General features: G+C 39.5%; 18 protein-coding genes and 2 pseudogenes. 3 read left to right on the top strand and 17 right to left on the bottom strand.

From position 1 onward, the window contains the following. Positions 1-2: 2 nt before the first annotated feature. From BS1321_RS24445 to BS1321_RS24435, 3 genes are all read right to left on the bottom strand, one after another. Positions 3-227 carry a hypothetical protein gene (locus BS1321_RS24445; RefSeq protein WP_063234449.1) on the bottom strand — a complete coding sequence of 75 codons (225 nt, stop codon included), beginning with the start codon at positions 225-227 and terminating at the stop codon, positions 3-5. A gap of 526 nt (positions 228-753) precedes the next feature. After that, a complete protein-coding gene (locus tag BS1321_RS24440; RefSeq protein WP_063234448.1) occupies positions 754-2,286 on the bottom strand; it encodes a flotillin lipid rafts scaffold protein FloT in 1,533 nt (510 codons plus the stop codon). A gap of 21 nt (positions 2,287-2,307) precedes the next feature. Then, the gene (locus BS1321_RS24435; RefSeq protein WP_063234447.1) at positions 2,308-2,826 is read right to left on the bottom strand and encodes an NfeD family protein; all 519 of its coding nucleotides are present in this window, start codon (positions 2,824-2,826) and stop codon (positions 2,308-2,310) included. Positions 2,827-3,159: 333 nt separating this feature from the next. Here BS1321_RS24435 and BS1321_RS24430 point away from each other — a divergent pair, with 333 nt between their 5' ends. Then, the gene (locus tag BS1321_RS24430; protein ID WP_063234446.1) at positions 3,160-3,732 is read left to right on the top strand and encodes a biotin transporter BioY; all 573 of its coding nucleotides are present in this window, start codon (positions 3,160-3,162) and stop codon (positions 3,730-3,732) included. Between the two features lie 302 nt (positions 3,733-4,034). Here BS1321_RS24430 and BS1321_RS24425 read toward each other — a convergent pair whose 3' ends face one another. Together BS1321_RS24425 and trhA are read right to left on the bottom strand one after the other, a co-directional pair. Beyond that, positions 4,035-4,520 carry a YusW family protein gene (locus BS1321_RS24425; protein WP_063234445.1) on the bottom strand — a complete coding sequence of 162 codons (486 nt, stop codon included), beginning with the start codon at positions 4,518-4,520 and terminating at the stop codon, positions 4,035-4,037. Positions 4,521-4,619: 99 nt separating this feature from the next. Further along, a complete protein-coding gene (trhA, locus tag BS1321_RS24420) occupies positions 4,620-5,264 on the bottom strand; it encodes a PAQR family membrane homeostasis protein TrhA (protein WP_063234444.1) in 645 nt (214 codons plus the stop codon). A gap of 156 nt (positions 5,265-5,420) precedes the next feature. Between trhA and BS1321_RS24415 the strand changes: the two genes are divergently transcribed. Continuing rightward, entirely contained in the window at positions 5,421-6,008 is a 588-nt protein-coding gene (locus BS1321_RS24415) for a DUF2087 domain-containing protein (RefSeq protein ID WP_063234443.1), read from the top strand. A gap of 63 nt (positions 6,009-6,071) precedes the next feature. On the opposite strand, the gene BS1321_RS24410 is transcribed toward BS1321_RS24415, so the two are convergent. The 5 genes and pseudogenes from BS1321_RS24410 to BS1321_RS24390 form a co-directional block, all read right to left on the bottom strand. After that, entirely contained in the window at positions 6,072-6,671 is a 600-nt protein-coding gene (locus tag BS1321_RS24410) for a cell wall hydrolase (RefSeq protein ID WP_230163376.1), read from the bottom strand. A gap of 105 nt (positions 6,672-6,776) precedes the next feature. Then, positions 6,777-7,352 carry a GNAT family N-acetyltransferase gene (locus BS1321_RS24405; protein ID WP_063234442.1) on the bottom strand — a complete coding sequence of 192 codons (576 nt, stop codon included), beginning with the start codon at positions 7,350-7,352 and terminating at the stop codon, positions 6,777-6,779. 39 nt (positions 7,353-7,391) lie between these two features. Beyond that, positions 7,392-7,796 carry a secondary thiamine-phosphate synthase enzyme YjbQ gene (locus tag BS1321_RS24400; RefSeq protein ID WP_063234441.1) on the bottom strand — a complete coding sequence of 135 codons (405 nt, stop codon included), beginning with the start codon at positions 7,794-7,796 and terminating at the stop codon, positions 7,392-7,394. 653 nt (positions 7,797-8,449) lie between these two features. Further along, the gene (locus BS1321_RS24395) at positions 8,450-8,686 is read right to left on the bottom strand and encodes a hypothetical protein (protein WP_063234440.1); all 237 of its coding nucleotides are present in this window, start codon (positions 8,684-8,686) and stop codon (positions 8,450-8,452) included. Between the two features lie 19 nt (positions 8,687-8,705). Beyond that, positions 8,706-9,218: pseudogene (locus BS1321_RS24390) on the bottom strand (IS1595 family transposase); the annotation flags it as partial. Here BS1321_RS24390 and BS1321_RS24385 point away from each other — a divergent pair. Then, a pseudogene (locus BS1321_RS24385) lies at positions 9,199-9,714 on the top strand (IS5/IS1182 family transposase); the annotation flags it as partial. The pseudogenes BS1321_RS24390 and BS1321_RS24385 overlap by 20 nt on opposite strands. 91 nt (positions 9,715-9,805) lie before the next feature. On the opposite strand, the gene BS1321_RS24380 reads toward BS1321_RS24385, so the two are convergent. The 7 genes from BS1321_RS24380 to BS1321_RS24350 form a co-directional block, all read right to left on the bottom strand. Then, positions 9,806-11,701 carry a PTS fructose transporter subunit IIABC gene (locus BS1321_RS24380; protein ID WP_063234439.1) on the bottom strand — a complete coding sequence of 632 codons (1,896 nt, stop codon included), beginning with the start codon at positions 11,699-11,701 and terminating at the stop codon, positions 9,806-9,808. A 4-nt stretch (positions 11,702-11,705) separates the two neighbouring features. After that, on the bottom strand, positions 11,706-12,626 hold the full coding sequence (gene pfkB / locus BS1321_RS24375; protein WP_063234438.1) for a 1-phosphofructokinase: 921 nt from the start codon (positions 12,624-12,626) through the stop codon (positions 11,706-11,708). Then, positions 12,626-13,378 (bottom strand): DeoR/GlpR family DNA-binding transcription regulator, encoded by a 753-nt coding sequence (locus tag BS1321_RS24370; protein ID WP_063234437.1) that lies wholly within the window; start codon positions 13,376-13,378, stop codon positions 12,626-12,628. Before BS1321_RS24370 ends, pfkB begins: the two co-directional genes overlap by 1 nt. A gap of 230 nt (positions 13,379-13,608) precedes the next feature. Then, positions 13,609-14,877, bottom strand: coding sequence for a 2-oxoglutarate dehydrogenase complex dihydrolipoyllysine-residue succinyltransferase (gene odhB, locus BS1321_RS24365; protein WP_063234436.1), 1,269 nt, complete (start codon positions 14,875-14,877; stop codon positions 13,609-13,611). Between the two features lies 1 nt (position 14,878). Beyond that, positions 14,879-17,731, bottom strand: a complete 2,853-nt coding sequence (locus BS1321_RS24360) for a 2-oxoglutarate dehydrogenase E1 component (RefSeq protein WP_063234435.1) — start codon at positions 17,729-17,731, stop codon at positions 14,879-14,881. 376 nt (positions 17,732-18,107) lie between these two features. Further along, a complete protein-coding gene (locus tag BS1321_RS24355) occupies positions 18,108-18,878 on the bottom strand; it encodes a dioxygenase family protein (RefSeq protein ID WP_063234434.1) in 771 nt (256 codons plus the stop codon). 75 nt (positions 18,879-18,953) lie between these two features. After that, on the bottom strand, positions 18,954-19,721 hold the full coding sequence (locus tag BS1321_RS24350) for a polysaccharide deacetylase family protein (protein WP_063234433.1): 768 nt from the start codon (positions 19,719-19,721) through the stop codon (positions 18,954-18,956). Positions 19,722-19,820: the final 99 nt, after the last annotated feature.

The following is a 19,820-nucleotide window of genomic DNA, read 5'->3' as shown; positions in this document are numbered from 1 at the left end:
TTCTATTCAAATAATGTAACTTTTGGGTCTATCCCATAACAATGAACAAGCATAGAGTGTAATTGCCCTCTTTGATGATAAACGTGAGCTACGATCTCTAACAACCATTCATATCGTGAGTATGTAACACCCCAGTAAGAAGTAATTTCCTCTTGAAGTTCGACTTCTGTAAAATTCATAAATTTATCTTCTAAAAATTGATGATTTTTTATCAATGCTTCTTTCATCTCACTTAGACTCTTAAATGAAACATTTGAATAAAATTTATTCATCGTGTCTTGAGATAACCACTTTTATAATTTGTCTTTCTAGATATAAAGTACGGCGGATCCGTACATATTAAGCGAAACTAAAAACCAATAAAGCCTTTTATTAAAAAGCAAAAAATAAACAACCAATCATCCTTGGTTGTTTATTTTTATTTAAAGCTAACAAAGAATCCCGTGTTTGAAACACTAACATTCTCTATTAAACTCTCTAGCACTAATCTATTCTCTAATAAAACATCAATTAAAGTGCCGTATTGTTATACCAAATTTATTAAATAACTCACTTCGAAGCTTTTGTTCTATTTCAACTTTTTCATTCAGTAATATATCAATTTTATTGGTCAATTGATATATATCTTGTTGAAAATGGCTCTCTGTTATTTTATTCTCTATAAGTAAGTTCAATAACCTATCTGTATTGGTAATACATCAGCTTTAATTTTATGTGATGAACAGTATAATTTACCATTTATTTCCTTAACCGTTACTCTTCCTTGCTTGCTGCCATATTCATGTTCGCTTCGACATTCTCCTGGTTGATGGTGGAAAATGGTAAATTCCGCTTCCCTGAGAAATTCTCAAGCAAGTCTTTGACATCAATTCCCGAAGATGCCTTTAATGACTCCTGCAATGTTGCCATTAAATCCGTTGCATACCCGGTCACTTTATTAGCCCCGCCATTTGCACCGCTTCCACCTGTATCCACTACAGTAATCTTGTCGATATTACTAAGTGGGCTTGCCACTTGTTTTGCATACTCCGGCAGCATTTTCAAAATCATGTCCATTACAGCGGCTTGACCAAACTGTTCAAAAGCTTCCGCGATCTTCTGCTTGGCTTCTGCCTCTGCTACCCCTTTTAACCGGATAATTTCCGCTTCTGTCGTACCTTGTGCCCTTTGTGCGTCCGCTTTTGCAAGACCGTCCATACGAACACGTTCCGCTTCCGCTTTCGCCATGGCTTCAATTTTATACTTATCGGCATCCGCTTCTGTAATCTGTTTCATCTTGTTAGCGGAGGCTGCCTGCTCTACCGCATAACGGTCGGCATCAGCCTTTTTCTTCACTTCTGAATCATATTGCTTTTCACGACGAAGGATTTCTTTTTCCTCCAGCTCAATTTGCTTCTGCCGTTCGATGATCCTGATTTGCATTTCCTGTTCCGTTACATCCTGCTTGGATCTGGCAGTTTCAAGATCATATGCTTGGTCAGCCCGTGCTTTGGCAATATCCTGCTCACGCCGGAATTCCGCAACCTTTAGCTTATTGATTTTTTCGGCTTCTGCTATTTCAGTTGCCCTTTCAAGTTCGGCACGCTGGGCTTCCTTCGAAGCTTCAGCTCGCTTGATTCGCGTTTCTTTCTCTGCATCGGCGGTAGCTATATCGGCATCCCTTTTCACCTGCGCAATCCTTGGCTTTCCGAGCGATTCAAGATATCCATTTTTATCCCGAACATCTTTAATGGTGAACGATACGATAATGAGTCCCATTTTAGCTAAATCCTGCGAGGCTACCCGCTGTACTTCCTGGGAAAACTTTTCACGGTTTTTATAAATTTCCTCGACAGTCATCGAGCCAAGGATGGAACGAAGATGTCCCTCCAAAACCTCCCGTGCTTCCTGTTCTCGATCATCTTTGGATTTACCAAGGAATTGCTCTGCCGCTGTGGCGATATCGGTGATTGAACCGCCAATCTTGATTATCGATACACCATCAGCCATGACAGGAACACCCTGTTCCGTATATACCTCAGGAGTTGAGACCTCAAGCTTGCTTGACAACAAGCTCAGTGGTTCCGCTTGCTGGAACACTGGGAGTACAAAAGCACCCCCGCCACGGACAATTTTAATTCTATTTCCTGATTCGTCGATGTGAACGTTTTTGCTTCCCAAGTAGCTCCCGGTCACGATCAATGCTTCATCAGGACCAGCCGTACGGTATTTCGTAACAAAGACAGCAATAAGTGCGATAAGTAAAAATGCAACAATGGCGACAACAATCCAAATCAAATTAAACATAAACTACCTCCAACCCTTTTTTTAATCCTGGTGGGGCATAACATAGACAACCCCATTTTTAACTTCGATGATCAAGACCTTTGTATCCGAAACAATTCCTTCATTCTTATAACTGGCCGCAGTTTTCGCGATGCTTCCACTGATGCTTTCAATCAGGACTTCCCCAAACCCGTCAACCGGGATTGATGTCAGTACCCTGCCGACCCTCCCTCTCAGGTCATTATCATGAAATGTCAAACTTTCTTCCGCTGATGAGATGGGAATCAAAACAAATACATTCAGTAAAGTGACGATGGTAAATGAAATGAGCAGGGAAATGCCGGCACTCAATCCAGCATTAAGTCCTGAAAGCGATTCAAGCAAAAACCCACTCGCAAAAAACACGGTCAAAAAGCTAAAAAAGAGAGTTGGATTAAATATATCCGGTAATTCAAGGCCGGAAAATATATCATTAAACAAGATAAATAAGAATGTTAGACCCCCGAATATAATTAATCCATATAAATAGACTGTTTCTAATGGAACCCCCAATAACTCCATCTCTTTCATCCCTTTAACTTCGATTTTTCAAAGCCGCTTACTACTTTAAGGACCTAGGATAAGCTTTTTACCAAAATTGATATTCTGTGGTTATAATCCCCTCCATTTACTTTACTTACCATTCATACGAATGACGCATTCAAAAAGTTTCATTTATTTTCCAAGTTTTTTAAGCTTCCTTCTTTTTTCTCTTTGCTTTTTTGCAAACTATGTCATCAAAAAACCATTATTGAAATAAAATTCATAATAACATTGACAGTGTTTACTTAACATATTAAAATTCTTTATATGTTAACTCATTATATAAATAGGTTTACATTAGGAGGAACCACGATGAAGGAAAGTCATGAGAAGTTAAGAATGATGATGGTTACAGCTTTATTTGCAGCACTTATAGGAATACTTGCCCAAATTACAATTCCACTGCCCTTAGTACCGATTACAGGACAGACTCTAGCTGTTGGACTGGCAGCAACGATACTAGGTTCACGCTATGGAACCTCTTCCGTTTTATTATACTTGTTCATAGGAGCAGCGGGAGTACCAGTATTCGCTGAAATGTCTGGAGGGCTAGCTAAGATATTCGGTCCGACTGGCGGTTATTTATTATCCTATATCCCGACAGTATATATAACAGGTCTGATATTGGAAAAAACGCGTTTCTCAGTTGCAATGGCTTTCCTTGCAAATACAATCGGGATGATACTTACTTTGGTCATCGGTACGGTTTGGTTAAAATATATGAGTTCATTATCATGGCCAGTGGCATTTGCCAGCGGTTTTGCACCATTTATAATCGTAGGCGTTTTAAAGGCTTTCCTTGCATCTTGGCTTGGCATTACAATCCGTTCAAGATTAGCGTCGGCAAATATGCTGCCAAAGAAAAACGCACCACTTTCCCAATAATGGGTAAATGAAGAAGAGGGTACCGCTTGTGGTACCCTCTCTTTCATCTATTCACTTTTTCCTTAAAAATTACAAATTCTCGAACACCTACACAAAAAAAAGACTCTTAAAAAAGAATCTTTTTTGCAAGTATTTATTGCGGTCCTATCCCCATAAGTCCGAATATGAATAGCAAATGTATATTATCCCCTTTGCTAACCGTAATCATTTTACTATAGGAACAGTAATTTGACAACTATTGAGGACACACATAAACATGCTACCATTTTATTACTTAAGGAAGAATATAGTAACGGATTTAGTTACTTATTATTCACTTTATATTCTTTTTTCGTACCATCATCGAAAACGACCTCTAAATCAAATTCTTGATAGTCATCCTTCAAATCAAAAGCTTTTGTCACTTCTTGAATGACTTCCTCCTCTGTTGAATCTTTGGTGAAAGTCAATTTTTCTAGGATCGGGGTCAATTCTTTCATTGCTTCATCCCCGTGAACTTCATGTTTGTTAATTTTGTCCTCGATCGAAGCTTCTGTTTGAGCTCCCATGGTATCATATTCAGCTTCGTATTCATTATCATTGCCTGTATAATCCACTTCTAATTGAAAATCCTTATAAGTGAAAGGCAGTTTTTCATTATTATCCGTTTCTGTTTCAGGATTTTTTTCCGCTTGATTTTCATTTTCCTGAACCGGCGGGTTTTTCACTTCATCGTTTTCTTCGGCGCATCCAGCCAAAACAAGCATAGCGGCAAAAGGCACTGATAATATTTTGATTGATCTTCTCATTAGTTTTTTCCTCCTTTAGTCTGTATACCATATTAATTTCCTAATAGGGGTCATTTAAAACCAAAAGAATCTCTCAGATACATCAAATCGACCAAGTGATCATTGTGGAAGGATATAAAACAATACCGCAAAAAAGTGTGTGACAGATCCCCCAAGCACGAATACATGCCAAACCGCGTGATGGAACGGAAAACCTCGCCAAACATAAAAGATGGCTCCAAATGTATAAAGCAATCCCCCTGCAATCAGTAACTGGATGCCAGCTGAAGGCATCGTTGCTGTAAGTGGTCCCCAAACGATAACGATCATCCACCCCATTGCAATATAGAGAATCGTCGAAAGGAAGAGGAATTTTTTCACATAGAAAGCTTTGAAGACGACGCCAATGATAGCAACTCCCCAAATTATACCTAGCAGTGTCCAGCCTAGTGACCCTTGGATCACAAGAAGCATGATGGGCGTGTATGTTCCTGCAATGAATATATATATGGCTGAATGATCAAAGATTTCAAATATATCCTTTGTTTTTCCCTCTGGAAAACTATGCACTAAAGTGGAAGAGACGTATAAAAGAAGCATGGAAACACCATAAATGACTGAAATGACTATATGCCAAGGCGATCCTGTTTGGGCTGAGAATATGATTAAAAACACAAGTGCGGCAATACTCAACAAAACGCCTACACCGTGGGTTATCGCATTGACCACTTCTTCTTTTTTTGTATAAACATGTGTATTAGCCATGTTACAGCTCCTTAATTCCGGATTAATTTTTTAGTATTCAACTAAAGTATACCTCAGATCTTCCAAGCAATATAGAAAAGTGAATATTAACTTGATTATCACCCTCTAATTAGATTATCATCTAATTAGATAATAATCTAATCAAGGGGGATAAAAATGCAATTAGAAAAATTGGTCGCTTTCCACAAAACGATTGGTGATGTGACTAGGATTAGGATTATATCCATTCTGGCAAACGGTCCAAAACACGGGCAGGCACTTGCGGGAATATTAAAATTGACAGCCCCGACAATTTCACACCATTTAACGAAATTGAAGGACATTAATTTAGTGAAGGATCGGAGGGAAAAAAATACGGTATATTATTTTTTGAATGAAGATGTCCTGAAGCATTATTCTTCAGCATTACCTAAAATAGTTTCAACTAAGGGGGACTTCGATAAAATGGATAATCAAAAGCTGATTTTAGAGCATAAAAAGATTCTTGAAAACTTCTTTACACCAGATGGTCGACTAAAAACCATACCAGCACAGAGAAAAAAGAAAATGATTGTTCTTCATCATATTGCCAGCCTTTTGGAAAAAGGACGTAAATATCCAGAAAAAGAACTGAATGAATTCATCAAGTCATTCCATGATGATTATGCAACGATAAGGCGTGAACTCATTATCGGAAGCATCATGTACCGCGAAAACAGCATTTATGAACTGAATCCTCGCGAGATGTGGGCTGATATCGTTTAACGTTAGGTTTCATAAATAAAAAAACCGGCCTCCCATTTGGTAAGCCGGTTCTTGAAATGTAGTTTATATGGCAAAATGGTGCCCACCGATAATTTTGATTACCTCCAAATGTTTCATCCATTCACTGTCCGAAATACTCGGGTTCCAGAAATACAAAGCATCATTTGTGTAACCATGAATTGCTAACGCTTCATTGACAGCCTTCTTGGCATCAGCTCCGGCAGGTTTGTTTATACTGCCATCACCAACAGGTGAGAATTGATTTTTTTGATAGATCACTTCCCGTACCGTATCAGGGAATTCTTTGCTATCAAGGCGATTCAAAACTACTCCTGCTACCTCTACCTTTCCTCTGTAAGGCTCCCCTTTTGCTTCTGCATGCACAAGTCTTGCCAATAATTCTTTATCTTTTTCATTCATTACATGTGGAATAATCAATGTTTTACCAGGCTCGGCAACATTATTTATATTATTATTGACTTCTTTTAACTTTTTGATCGGGACACCGTACTGCTTCGCAATATCCCATATCGATTCACCTTGTTTAATGACATGTTTGGTTGCTCCATCAGAAGCTATACTGGTCGTTCCCTTAGGAAAAGCTATCCCAAGTACGATGACACTTAGAGTCATTATCACGGTTATTAATACTGATAATTTCATCTTGTAACCTCCTCGTTAAGCATCTTCCTAGGATAACAGACCATATAGGAGAAAACAGTGCTAAATTTTTTCCAAGGAAATAAAGGAAAAATTTTCACTTGGCAATTAACTACGAAATTTTAATGTTTCCCATTCTTCCCGTAGCATTCCCATTCTGATTGAATCATAATAATAACCATCATAATAACGGCATTTTCTCATTCTTCCCTCTACTTGCATGCCTAGCTTTTCCCCAACAGCCATCATACGTTCATTACCTGACCATGTCGTCAGCCCAACCCGCTCAATCTCCATTTTTTCGAATAAATAGCCTATGAACAACATTAACGCTTCTGTTCCATAACCGCCATTCCAATACTTGGGCTCAAAAATCGTAATTCCGATTTCAAGCCAACGTGAAAATTCATGTTCCCAGTAATATACAACAGAGCCTATTATTTGATCGTTTTTTTCCATTAATAGCTCAGAGTAAACACCCATTTTCTCATCATAGGTTCTATGCTTCATTTCTTTATCGATATACGTATGGAAATCAATGAGTTCAAGAGGATGATAAGGTGCATCCCACTTTTTCCATTCTGGATCGGCTTCTCCATATTTCAGGCTCCATAAACGTTTTAAATCGGCTTGTTTAACATTCCTCAATATTACTTTGCTTCCTTCAATCCGAACATCGTCCAATCCGCTTCCTCCCAATTCTTCCTGGATGTACCTTCCACTTTACCGGTCGACACATAATTTAATAAAATATTGCCTATCTCTGGGACCATCGAATTCACAAAAATATACCCCCTTCCAAGTACCAAGGATTAAGCTCCCTTTATGGATGATCACCTGTTGTGAAGAACCAACCGTACCTGATTTCAAATGGGCAGCCGTGTTTCCTTCCATATGTAAATCCAATGTATGATTCCATGGGTATTGCTCATCCAGTCTTCTTAGCATATCCTTTTTGACATCCGGATCTGCATTTTCGTTAATCGTGATTCCAGCAGTTGTATGTGGGCAATAAATAAGAGCTATACCCTCTTGAACCCCGTTTTCCGAGATGAATGCCTGTACTTCTGGCCTAACATCAATCATATCATCCCTTTTCGTCGTTTTTAAGGTGTTTTTCTTCAGCATGTACCTTCACTCCTTTTGTTCGTTTTTATATGCCTTTACCCATAAACATAAAAATTCATGCTTTAATAAACCAGTAGATATTAAGAACTTATCGACCGTAATCAATAGATTAAGCCACCCTTATTAATCTTTTGTTTTAATATTGGATCTACAAGGAATGGGGGTATTTTAAATCAACATTTCCAATTAGCCTCTCCTAAATATAACGGAAATTCTATTGTTAAAATAGAAACCTGCTGCCTTAAAATGCTATGTGGGAGTATGATTTGAATCCGGATCGATCAATTGAGGAAACATTCATCCCTGCGCGATAAAGCCTATCCAGTGCTTGAAGTTGAAAATCTTTTAGGCTTCAAACCACATTTAATAAATAATCATTTATCTTTTAGATAGACGCAAGGTTTCCTGAATCGAACCGCTTTTATGTATCCACCCTTTCTGCAACCGGATTGAAGTTTTGGATTGGATATAAGAAAAGCGGACCCGATGTAATTGGACGCTTTCAGACTGTAGGCAAACTCGATTTTCATCGAGTTTGTCTACAGTCTTTTTTGTTTTAGACTATGTTAATTTTCATTGTTAATTTACGATAAAAAAAACAGTTAATCGAATAAAATGAATTTTATCCTCTTTTGTAAGTTGCCGATATTTCATTAGTTCTCACCCAATTCTAACTCCTTTATGGTCGTGCCATCCGTGGTTAATCGGAACAGACCGAACATAACTGGATTAGCTTGCACCAATCCTTCACACATTAAATCTTTAAGAGTCTGATTTACACAGGATAGATTTCCCCATTCTTTCGGAAGACGGCCAGCAATTTGAATCGGTGTCTGCCAATCAGTGGCTAATGATAGCAACAAGGTTCGTTGTTTTGGTGTCAAGTCCATACTTTCTTCCTCCCTGTTTTTAGGTCATTATTACAATATTGTACGTTCTTAATGACTGATAAGTTTCGATAATCGGTAACAAACAGCTATCTACAATGATTTTACTTATAATTATATTATCACTACGATGTTTCACTATATCTATAAATTGAAACCAACTCAAATAATTGTCGGGGTATTTTGTAGCTACACCATTGAATCGTTGCATCCAGCCTTTTAAACGGCTGTTATAGTTATTCACATTCTGGATGTGGTACAGTCTTTTAACACGTTCTGTACCATCTGATATAAAGCGGTAATGTTCCAATCTTTCGCTTTTTGCATACGAAGAAAAATCCCTCCAGGCATCTGTGCAGAGCCTATTGTCTGATATCATTTTAGAGTCGATAGCTTTGTCTAATTGAGTATTCACAATACGCCCTCTACCAAGAACACCTGAATAAGTAGATATTTGACGGTGTCTGGCAATTTAAACACAAACTTGTTCGTGACTAATATCACGAAATTTTAAAGAACCGCCACGTTTTTTCGGGAAAAATTATAAGCGACGCTTTAAAGATACAGACCTGTTTGAACAGATTTTCTATCGCATCTTAATGAAAGCTTCCGAAAGAAAACTGAAAAGTGCAGAGCATGTATTTGTATTTGTTGATTCCACACATGTGAAAGCCAGTGCGAATAAGCGAAATTCGAAAAGAAAATCGTTCGTAAAGTTAACACGGGCCTATCCAGGACGCCTTCAAGAAGTAATAAATCAAGATCGTGAAAACGTGAAAATAAGCCTTTTCCACCAGATAAATTTATCAAGGAAGAAACCAAGGAGATTAAAGAAATTCCATTGATCCTGAGAGTGGCTACTATGTGAAAGATGAACGAACAAAACAGTTTGCCCATTTGTTTCATACGGCAGCAGCATACCGCAATGGATTTGAATTGGGAACGATAGTAACATCGTAACATCCGGAAATACGCATGATAGTCATATCTTAGAGCCTCTATTTATAACTGCTTCAAATAAAATAAAAAAATCAAAAAGGTTTCGGAATGAGACCATTCCGAAACCTTTTTGTCTACAAACAGAATGCGGATCCAATGGAATGGGAACCGTATTCTGTTTTTTTATATCTGTTTCTTTTTCCAGAACCCCAATATTATAGCGGTAATGAGGGATCCTATTAATATGGCCAGCAAATAGAGGAAAGGATGGTTGACAAGGGGGATGACAAATATTCCCCCATGTGGCGCTGGCAAAGTTACACCAAAAGCCATAGACAGGGCTCCTGCTGTCGCTGCTCCAACAACACTGCTGACGATAACGCGCAATGGATCCGCCGCCGCAAAAGGAATGGCACCCTCTGTGATGAATGAAGCACCCATGAAGTAATTAGTGAATCCGGATTTCCTTTCCATTTCACTGAATTTACTTTTAAAGAATGTAGTTGCAAATGCGATTCCTAAAGGAGGAACCATTCCACCAGCCATTACTGCAGCATGAGGTCCAAAACTTGATGCCTCAATGGCTGCAAGCCCAAAAGTGAATGCTGCTTTATTTAATGGGCCGCCCATATCCACAGCCATCATACCCCCAAGAATCAAGCCAAGGAATATTGCGTTCGTGCCGGATAATCCCTGCAGCCAATTGGTCAGGCCCATGTTAATTGCGGTTACTGGTTCATTTACGAGAAATATCATGATAAACCCTGTAATTAACATCCCGAATACAGGATAGAGTAAAACCGGTTTAATGCCATCGAGTGTTTGCGGTAACCTGGAAAACAATTTTCTTAAAAGTAAGACGACATAACCTGCAAGGAAACCGGCGATCAGTCCGCCAAGAAAACCGGCATTAGCTTGTGCTGCCAATAGTCCCCCTACCATACCAGGGGCAAAACCTGGACGGTCGGCTATACTTGAAGCAATGAATCCTGCTAGTACAGGGACAAGCAAGAAGAAGGCACCATTTCCCCCGCCAATATCACTTAATGCTTTGGCAATGGGATTATAATCAGGATTTGCCGGATCGGCAGCTTCGATTCCAAAAAAGAAAGAAAGCGCAATCAAGATACCGCCCCCGACGACAAATGGAAGCATATTACTTACGCCATTCATTAAGTGCTTGTAAATCCCCAATCCTCCTTTTGCTGAATCACCTTCGTCACTTTTATCATTTCCTGTTCCTTTGTAAACAGGGGCATCCTGATTCAAGGCTCTTGTTAACAGCTCCTCGGTCTTCCGGATCCCATGGGCAACAGGGACAATAATGACATGTTTTCCATTAAAACGATCCATTTCCACCTGCTTATCAGCTGCAACGATAATCGCATCCGCCTCATCAATTTCTGCGGCGGTTAAACCATTTTTGATTCCTGTGGAACCATTTGTTTCCACTTTGAAATCGATACCCATTTCCTTCGCTTTGGCCTTTAACGCATCAGCAGCCATATAAGTATGGGCGATTCCTGTCGGACAAGCTGTAACGGCAAGGATTTTACCTTTACTGTTACCACTGGCACTGACAGTATTACTTGTTTGCTCCTCTTCTCTTACTTCTTCATCGGCTTCCATTTCTTTTTGATTGATTATCTCTAACACTTCCTCACCAGAAGAAGCAGAAATCAATCGGGCTCTGAATTTATCATCCATCAGTAATGAAGAAAGCCGGGAAAGGGTCTCCAAGTGATCTGCATTCGCTCCTTCACTTGCTGCAATCATAAAGAACAAATGAGCTGGCTGCCCGTCAAGCGATTCATAATCCACACCACTGACCGATTTGCCGAAACAGATGGCAGGAATCCTTACTGCATTTGTTTTTGCGTGTGGAATGGCTATTCCTTCACCAATCCCTGTTGTGCTTTGCTCTTCACGTTTTAAGATGGCAGCTTTGAAACCCTCCAAATCGTTTAACCTGTCAGCCTCGGCTAACTTCCCTGATAGTTCATCAATGACTGCTTGCTTTGTAGCACTTTGCAGATTAATTATGATTGTATCCAATTTTAACAAGTCTGTAATTTTCATAGAGTCAGCCTCCTGTTAGTTGATTGATAGCAATTTGCGGTAATAACTCTTCAATTTTATCCAATGTACCGAGATCGGATGAAAAGGCTGTAGCACTTCCTGCTGCAAGACTGAAGCGAAAAGCGGTTAGAATATCCCCTGTCTTTTCATATGTCCCGATGAAACCTGCGACCATGGAATCACCGGCACCCACTGAGTTGATGACGTTCCCTTTTGGTACATTTGCGGAATATGACTCTCCGCCGGAGCAAAGCACCGCCCCCTGTCCCGCCATTGAAACAATAACGTTTTGTGCACCTGCTTCAACCAATTTAGCGCCATATTCTCTAGCATCATCAACCGTTCTGATTTCGGTAGAAAAAAGCTCACCCAGTTCATGGTGATTAGGCTTTATTAAAAATGGCTGGTGTGGAAGGACATTCATTAATCCCTTGCCACTCGTATCCACCACCACTTTAATGCCGTTATGGGAACAAGACCTTGCCATTGTCTCGTATACATCCGAAGGAACGCTTGAAGGGATGCTTCCTGACAAAATGAGGATATCATTATTATTCAACTGTTCAATCTGACTAAATAATTGTTGATAATTCCCTTTGGAAATGACTGGCCCTTGGCTATTTATTTCGGTCTCCATCCCTGTTTTCAATTTAATGTTTATTCTTGTATCTCCAGCTATCTCTGTAAAGTCCGTAAAAATCTCTTCCTGTCTTAAAAACCTTTTTACAAATTCACCAGTTTGTCCACCGATGAATCCTAAAGCTGTCGTACTATTTCCAAGCCTTTTAAGCACTCGGGAAACATTGATCCCTTTCCCTCCAGGGAATTTTGCATCATAACTGGTTCTATTCACCTTGCCCATTTGAAAACTCTCCACCTCGACCAGATAATCGATAGATGGATTGAGTGTCACTGTATAAATCATTAAATGGTCACGACCTTTACCTTTGGATTTTTATGGAGTTGAGCAACAGCCTCTTCATCATTGCTGTCAGTAAGAATTATGGCATCGCTTACATCTGCCACCTTAGCGAAAGTAGCTTCATTTAGTTTTGAACTATCAGCAAGCACGTAGGTTTCGTTAGAGAGGCGTAATGCCATCTTCTTCAGTAGAGCTTCTTCCGGGTCGGGAGTTGTGAAACCCAGATCTTGATGAATGCCGTTCATTCCCAAGAAACATTTATCAAAACGGTATTCATTCAAAAACTGTACAGCATTACTTCCTATAACCGCATTTGTCGAGAATTTTATCGTTCCGCCCACTAACACTGTTTTGATCTCCAATTCGATGAGTTTCGGAATATGCATAAGACCATTTGTCAGCACCGTTATATTTTTATCCTTTAAATAAGGAATCATTTCCGCAGTTGTCGTACCTGCATCAAGATATATACAATCATTTTTCTCTATGAAAGAAGCCGCAAGCTTTGCTATAAGTTGTTTTTCAGCTCTTGCTTTCTTTTGCTTTTCCATAGTTGTCGGTTCAAGGCCTTTTCTTTGAAGTAAAGAGGCCCCGCCATGCACGCGTTTCAAGAGCTTCATTTCTTCGAGTTGCACTAGATCTCTCCGAATGGTCGACTCCGAGGCTTGTAACTGATCTACAAGCTCCTGCAGCTTTACCGTTCCTTGTTCTTTAAGGATCGATAGGATGAACTGGTGCCTTTCAGTTGTCAACAATTCGTCCACCTCACTTTAATATCATCATCATATATGAAAACGAAGGAATAATCAATCATAAACATTTAAAAATACTCAAATTCATTCAAAAATACCTTCAAAAACATTCAATTTGATTAGAAATAACCTTTATTGAATCCCATTATCTTTTTTTCTATGAAAATATCCTTTCAGTTCTCCACACAAAAAACCCCCATGTCATGAAGACAGGGGGGTTTCGTATTACTTTATTAGCCTTGAAGTAAAAGTTGTTCTGGATCTTCCAGCATATCTTTGATAGCCACTAAGAAACCAACAGCTTCTTTTCCGTCTACGATACGGTGATCATAAGATAATGCAAGGTACATCATTGGTCTGTTTTCGATTTGATCTCCAACAGCGATTGGACGAGTCTTGATTGTATGCATGCCCAAGATCCCAACTTGAGGGGCATTCAAGATTGGTGTAGATAATAGGGAACCGAAAGTCCCTCCATTTGTGATGGTAAAAGTACCACCTGATAAATCTGAAAGTCCCAGTTTGTTGTTACGCGCTTTAACAGCTAAATCCGAAATGTTCTTCTCGATTTCAGCAAAGCTTTTGCGGTCAGCATCCCTTACTACCGGAACTACAAGACCTTCATCAGTGGATACTGCTACACCGATATCATAAAAGTTCTTTTTCAGGATATGGTCGCCTTGGATTTCAGCATTCAATAACGGATATTTTTTCAATGCGCCAATGACCGCTTTAGTGAAGAATGACATGAAACCAAGTTTAACATCATTTGTTTTCACGAAAGAATCCTTATGGCGATTACGCAATTCCATGACTGCAGAAAGATCGACTTCGTTAAAAGTAGTAAGCATGGCTGCTTCGGATTGTACTTGAACTAGACGCTTGGCAATGGTTTGACGACGGCGTGTCATTTTAACCACTTCAATGCGGTCATCATTCACTTCAACAGGAGCGGCTGCTTTTTTAGCTGCAGGAGCTTGTTTTGGAGCCGCCGCAGGTGCTGCAGGTGCATTACTTGCTGCTTCTACGTCTTGTACACGTACACGACCTAGTGGATCGGCTACAGGCACTTGAGTCAAGTCAATTCCTTTTTCACGAGCCAATTTCCTTGCAGCTGGTGAAGCAATAACTTGTTGAGTGGATGATGCTTCTTTCGCTTCTGCTTTAGGAGCCTCTTTAGCAGGAGCCGCTGGTTCAGCCTTAGCTGGTTCTGCTTTAGCTTCTTCAACCTTAGGAGCTTCCGCTTTTGGAGCTGCTGCAGCTGATCCATTTTCATCAACGATAGCGATAGCCTGTCCAACTTGGACAGTATCGCCTTCTTCCGCTAAATGTTCCGAAAGTGTACCCGTATAATCTGAAATGATTTCTACGTTCACTTTATCCGTTTCAAGTTCAAGGACATATTCTCCTTTTTCAACGTGATCACCGGGTTGTTTTAACCATTGCGCAATAGATCCTTCAGAAATTGATTCTGCTAATTCAGGTACTTTTACTTCAGCCATTTTATTTCTCCCCCTCATTATTGCGTGTAATTGCTTGAGTCATAATCCGTTGTTGTTCATTTTTATGGACAAGTGGATCACCCTCAGCCGGGCTTGATCTGCGCTTCCTTCCTATATATGTTACTGAAAGTTTGCCAGGAGCCGCTGCATTTAGGCGAGGTTCAACAAATGTCCAAGCACCCATGTTTTTAGGTTCTTCTTGAGCCCAGAAGATTTCTTTAAGATTTGTATATTTTTTCAGAGCTTCTTGAACTCCAGTGAATGGGAATGGATAAATTTCTTCGATACTGATGATTTGCAACCAATCCGTATTTTTTTCAGTTGCCGCTTTTTCACGAAGTTCAACCGCCAATTTACCTGAAGCAAAAACAATGCGTTCAACCGATTTAGGTTTTTTGCCCAAAGCTTTGGTTTCTACGAATGATTCAAAAGAGCCTTCACTGAATTCTTCTGCTGTAGAAGCCATCACTTGATTACGAAGCATACTCTTCGGTGTCATGATGACAAGCGGACGTACTTGTTCTTGATCCAAAATCTTAGCTTGTCTTCTAAGGATATGGAAGTATTGAGCTGCCGAACTTAAGTTGGCAACTGTCCAGTTGTTTTCAGCCGCTAATTGAAGGAAACGTTCAAGGCGTGCACTTGAGTGCTCTGGTCCTTGTCCTTCATAACCGTGTGGAAGCAGCATGACAAGACCTGATTTTTGACCCCATTTTGCACGACCTGCCGCGATGAATTGGTCAAAGATCACTTGTGCTGTATTAGCGAAGTCACCGAATTGGCCTTCCCATAATACAAGTGTCTCAGGTGCAAATACATTATAACCATATTCATAAGCCAGAACTGCCGTTTCAGTAAGCGGGCTGTTATGAACAGCGAATGATGCTTTGGCAGTTTCAAGTGTGTGAAGTGGTGAATATGTTTTTCCATTAACACTGTCATGTAACATGATATTACGTTGTGCGAATGTTCCACGCTCTGAATCTTGTCCTGTCAAACGGATTGGAGTGCCGTCACTCAATATGGATGCATATGCCAATGTCTCGGCATGAGCCCAATCAATTTTTCCGTCAGCACCAAAGGAATCCAAGCGACGTGATAAAATCTTTCCTAATTTTTTATTAGGAGTGAATCCTTCCGGCCATTTAACAAGTTCTTCGTTAATTGTAACAAGTTCTTGTTTCGGAACTGCCGTTTCAATGGCTGGAAGTCCTTTTTCAATAATCCCAGGAGGATTACACTCTTTAGAAGCTTCCGGTTTATTTCCGGAAATTTTCGCATATGCATCTGCAAGCCTTGTATCCACTTGCTCAGCAATCGCTTTAACTTCAGCTTCAGTGAACTCGCCAGATTGAATGAGTTTTTTTCCATAAAGCTCTTTAACGGTTGGGTGCTTATGAATTAATGCATACATTTCAGGTTGAGTCACCAATGGCTCATCCATTTCGTTATGGCCGAAACGTCTGTAACCGATCAAGTCGATCAAGAAATCCTTGTTGTATTTTTCACGATATAGATTAGCAAGGTTCACAGCAGCCATACATGCTTCAGGATCATCTGCATTCACATGCACGATCGGAACTTCAAAGCCTTTTGCCAAATCACTAGCATATAAGGTTGAACGTGAATCTTCACTTTCCGTTGTAAAACCGATCATGTTATTGGCGATGATATGGATAGCTCCGCCAACTTGATATCCGCGTAAACGGCTTAAGTTAAACGTTTCAGGTACAATTCCTTCACCTGGGAATGCTGCATCACCATGAATCAGGATTGCAAGAGATTTTGATATATCTTGAACCGGGAATCCTTTTTCTGAACGGTCTTCTTGAGCCGCACGGGAATACCCTTCCACGATTGGACCGACTACTTCCAAGTGACTTGGGTTATTGGCAAGTGTAATCCTTGCTTTTTGTATGTTAGCTTTAGTGATCTGTTTATCCAGACCTAAATGGTATTTAACATCACCGGTCCATCCATTGTTAATGCCTGTTGAACCTTCGGAAGGAACCAGATCTTTATTCGGTGAATGTTGGAATTCAGAGAAAATGACCTCATAAGGCTTTCCTAATACATGTGCAAGCACATTCAAACGTCCACGGTGAGCCATTGCGATATTCACATTACCCGTTCCGTTTTGGACAGTTTGTGAAATCATTTCATCTAAAATCGGAACCAAAGCATCCAGTCCTTCAATAGAGAAACGTTTTTGCCCTACATATGTGCGGTGAAGGAATTTCTCGAAACCTTCTACTTCATTCAATCGTTTAAGTAATAGTTCTCTTTTCTCTTTTCCCACTTCCGGGAACATGTTTCCGGATTCGACCATATCAGTAAGCCATTGCTTTTCATCCAAGTCATTAACATGATGAAATTCAAAGGCTATCGTTTTTGTATAGAGTTGTTTTAGGTATTGTACGGCTTCGTATCCGTCTTTCACGTCTTCAGGTGATTCCGGACAAATAAAGTCAGCCGGTATTTTCCTTAAATCATCTGCAGTCAAGCCATATTTTTCAAAGTGAATTTGTTCAGTGTCCAGAGCTTCTTCTTTTAAAGGATAAATATTTGCAGCAAGATGCCCGTATGCACGGATATTTTCAGCTAACTTCACTGCAGACATAATTTTCTTCATTGGAAGAACTTCTCCAGTTTGTACAGTTGATGCGCTTACAGTCGTTGTTTCTGCCGATACATCGAATGAAGGAGGACCTGCTACTTCAAAAAAGTTTTTCAGTTCCGGATCCACTTCTTCCGGGTTGGCTAGAAATAAATCGTATTGCTCCATGACATACCCAAGGTTTGGACCCGAAAAAGCTTTCCAGTGGTCTAATACCTTAGAATCATTGATGGTCATTTTGTAAACCCCCAAATTTTTCTCATAATTTTTTTCATTACGTTTTATCCATCCCCAAATTTCTTTCTTCTAAATTTTCCCCAAATATATGATATATATAAGATATATAATAAATAACTTTGGTTATTGAATAATAAAATTTTAAAGGATAAAACGTTTTCAGATGTTATATTAACATGTTTTTGTCGAAATATCCAAAGGTTAAACCACTTTATACAACCTTTTTTCAACTATATTTCTGCTTAATTCGTCAAAAATCGCTTTTAACTGTCTTTTTTGCTCATTTAAGTCTTTTTTTCGCTAAAAAAAGATTTTTGTATTTTTGTATAATGATTATTTTTCAGGTAAATTTAACTAGTTTGAAAACCCTTTCAGCTCAATCAAACTTCCAAGCTGTTAAACTCAGATTGCCATATTGAAAGCTCCTGTGCAGTAGAGCTGCTTTTTTTTTGTCATCCCCCAACCCCATTGCGATGACCAATGGAATGAAATGCTCTTTTGAAGGCACAGCCTCTGTACTATAAGGGGCGATTTTTTCATAATTAAACAAGGATTGCAAATCCCATTTCATGATTTTCTCTTCGACCCAGTTCTCAAACTCGATTGCCCATCCTTCTGCAACATGCATATCCTCCTGAATTTGGGTGAAATTATGGACAATTCCACCGCTCCCAATGATCAGGACATTACTTTCCTTTAATTCCCTTAATGTTTTCCCGATTTCATACTGCTTGTCCAATGGCAGCGCAGGACTAATGGACATAGAAACGGTCGGGATGTCAGCTTCGGGATACATGATATGCAAAAGCCCCCATGATCCATGATCCAGGGGGCGCCTTTCATCAAGTTCCCCCAATACACCTATCTTGGACAATAAGGTTAAAATTCGATCGGACAGCTCAAGGCATCCCGCAGCAGGATAAGTTATTTGAAATATTTCTTCAGGGTACCCTGCAAAATCATAAATGACTTCATGCTTCCCTACTGCTGAAATCAATTGGTCTTCACTTTCCCAATGTGCTGACAAAATAACGATCGCAGCAGGTTTCTTCATAGTTTGCATATAATCCTTCAAAAAAGAAGTGTAGTTATTCTTTTCCAAAGCTAATAGCGGTGTTCCATGTGATAAAAACAATGATGGCATCATAGAAACGATAAATCCTTTCGCATTGTAATCTCTTATCCCTATACCTTAATTTACTATAGATAAACAATGTGTTCATCAATTAAATTGTATTTTTGGGGTTGTCTCATCAATAGTATCAAAGGTAAACCCTTCTTTTTTTAGGAATTCAATTATATCAGGCAAAGCTTTCACTGTATTTTTCATACTATTGATATCATGCAATAAGATATTAACATGCTTTTGATTTTTCGTCCCTTTTTGTACAGCAGTAATGATTTTTTGTTCACTTATTGACGGACTGAAGCCATCTGTAGAGTCAATAGACCAATCAGTGTAAATATACCCTTTTTCCTTTAGTTGTTGAAGGATACCATTGATGATGGGTCTCGTTGCAGCCTGATGCCGCAGTAGATTATTCGAGCCGCCAGGAAGGCGCACAATACGGCTTTTTATCCCATACTCCTTTTGCAGCATGGTTTCAAGCCTATTCAAATCTTGAAAGAAACTCTCAGTCGATCGATAAACGATGGAATAATCATGTGTATAAGAATGAAGGGCAATCGCATGACCGCGGGAAATCATTTCCTGATAACATTCCTTTGCGTATGGTTCTTCGTTGCCTTTAACGAAAAATGTGGCCTTAACATGATAGCGTTCCAAAATATCCAATATCTTCATGGTATTCAAAGATGGTCCGTCATCGAAAGTCAAATAAGCGATTTTCTGATTTTCCCTACTTTTTAGGAGCGGTGTCATCTCTTCAGGAACCGTTGCATGTACTTGAATGTTCTGCACATCCACTCCAAACAAAATAATAATGAAAGAACCCGCCATGGAAAGAAATAATTTCAGCATATTCTTCATAGGTGTTGTATCCCCTTCCTTTTGACCATTAAGATGTACCAATTAAGGGGTTTCATGCGCAATAAGGCAGCGGTAAAAAATACCGCTGCCTTTATTAAA

It is taken from the genome of Peribacillus simplex NBRC 15720 = DSM 1321 (assembly GCF_002243645.1).
In the GTDB taxonomy this organism is placed as follows: Bacteria; Bacillota; Bacilli; order Bacillales; family DSM-1321; genus Peribacillus; species Peribacillus simplex.
This window is presented reverse-complemented; position numbering and strand designations above follow the sequence as displayed.